Source organism: Bacillus sp. JJ783 (genome assembly GCF_036963225.1).
GTDB classification, from domain to species: domain Bacteria; phylum Bacillota; class Bacilli; order Bacillales; family Bacillaceae_G; genus Bacillus_A; species Bacillus_A cereus_U.
Map to the genome: position 1 here is coordinate 5,676 of NZ_JBALMG010000208.1, position 1,596 is coordinate 7,271.

Here is a 1,596-nt window from a genome sequence, read left to right on the forward strand (position 1 = left end):
CAGGTGTAACCGGAACAACGGGAGAACCGGGAGCAACCGGAGCAACTGGAGCAATCGGAATAACCGGAACAACTGGTCCTATTGGTAATATACAAACATCAAATATACTATATTTTACTTTTTCAGATGGAGAAAAGCTTATTTATACAAATGCTGATGGGATACCTGAATATGGTACAACACAAATACTCTCTCCGGATGACGTTTCATATATTAATTTGTTTATAAATGGAATTCTTCAGCCACAACCTTTTTACAAGGTTACTTCCGGTCAGTTGATCTTAATAGATTCTGAACCGCCTTTACAAGGTTCATCAATCATTTTACAATTTATTACTATTCATTAAAAAAGACAGATTCTCATATTTGAGTAATCTGTCTGACTGAAAAAATAGATATTAAGTGATGATAAATTCAACTGTAATTGGAATTCCAGGATCTAATGCATCTCCACCTGGAATGGTAATTGCACCAGTAGGTCCTGTAGTGACAGTTGAGTTTACACTAGGTTGAATGACTCCATTGACATAAAAATTGTAGTATGTGTAAGTGGGAAATGCTGTTGCAGTAGTACCAGAGTCGTTTAAGCATGCTGTAGCGGCAATTGCAAAAGCCGCGCCAGTACCAGTACCAGCACCTAAAGTGGACGTGAATCTTCTGGATGCCATAAAAGGTTGAATGATGGGCATGTAATATTTCACCTCTATTTTGAATTTATGGGGCTAGTTAAGATGAAGCTTGTCCCATGTTTTATTTTATGATTTTTTTTTATAAGGGACGCGGCTACATACCCATATAACCAATATGATTTTTTTAATTTATTAGGCCACATTTGAATTGATTATTTTTGAGAATGAGATTATGTATAAAAAATAGAAATGTGGAATTTTAAAATGTGTTACTGAGTTTAGGTATATAATCTAAGCATTAATTTCTATAGGACATATAATTAATATGTGAGTCGTGAAGATAATTAAAACAGCGTTCTTTATTGTTTAATTATTAGTAGCGCTTTCTTTTCTAAGAGGAAATTATTACTCAAAGCTAATAAAATATAATTATATATTCAATAACTCTTAGAATAGAAAGGTACTCGGAAAATAAATAAGTAAGGAGGAAAAATATGAAACATAATGATTGTTCTGATAATAATCACTGTGATTCAATTATTATTACAGGTGGTTGTTGTGAGCCGAAGGTAGTTTGTCCTAGCAATTCACAATTAAATGAATTGATTAATTTACTAAATGCTTTAATAATAGCTATACCAACGTTTTTTGCTACTCCAAATGCTGCAAATAAATTGATACTAATCAACTTGTTTAACCAACTCTTAGATTTACTAAATTTATTACTACCAACTACAGAAGGAGATTATTTAAAACAGTTAGTTCAAAGTATTTTAAATGAATTACAATCTCCTAATACAGACTTGGGGCAATTGGCTGTACTATTACAACAATTTTACAGCGCTCTTGCAGATTTCTTCTTCTCTATACAGACTTGTTTTGCCCCATCAACTTTACGACTTTTATTTAATCTATTAACACAACTAATTAGTCTTACTCCAATTCCGCCAGGAGCAACAGGAGCAAC

At 32.7% G+C, this 1,596-nt stretch carries 3 protein-coding genes; 2 read left to right on the forward strand and 1 reads right to left on the reverse strand.

Features of this window, described 5'->3' with window-relative positions; all coding sequences use genetic code 11:
• Positions 1-347, forward strand: a 347-nt coding sequence (locus V7038_RS28220; RefSeq protein WP_335695988.1) for a DUF4183 domain-containing protein, incomplete at its 5' end; no start/stop codon positions are given.
• 51 nt (positions 348-398) lie between these two features.
• Here the strand turns inward: V7038_RS28220 and V7038_RS28225 are convergent.
• Positions 399-689: a DUF4183 domain-containing protein gene (locus tag V7038_RS28225; RefSeq protein WP_002200491.1), complete on the reverse strand. Its 291-nt coding sequence runs from the start codon at positions 687-689 to the stop codon at positions 399-401.
• Between the two features lie 434 nt (positions 690-1,123).
• Here V7038_RS28225 and V7038_RS28230 point away from each other — a divergent pair.
• On the forward strand, positions 1,124-1,596 hold a 473-nt coding region (locus V7038_RS28230; RefSeq protein WP_335695989.1), incomplete at its 3' end, for a collagen-like repeat preface domain-containing protein.

Bases quoted from the DNA above. Each gene is read 5' to 3' on its own strand.
- V7038_RS28225 (WP_002200491.1), bottom strand. From the start codon at position 689: ATGCCCATCATTCAACCTTTTATGGCATCCAGAAGATTCACGTCCACT.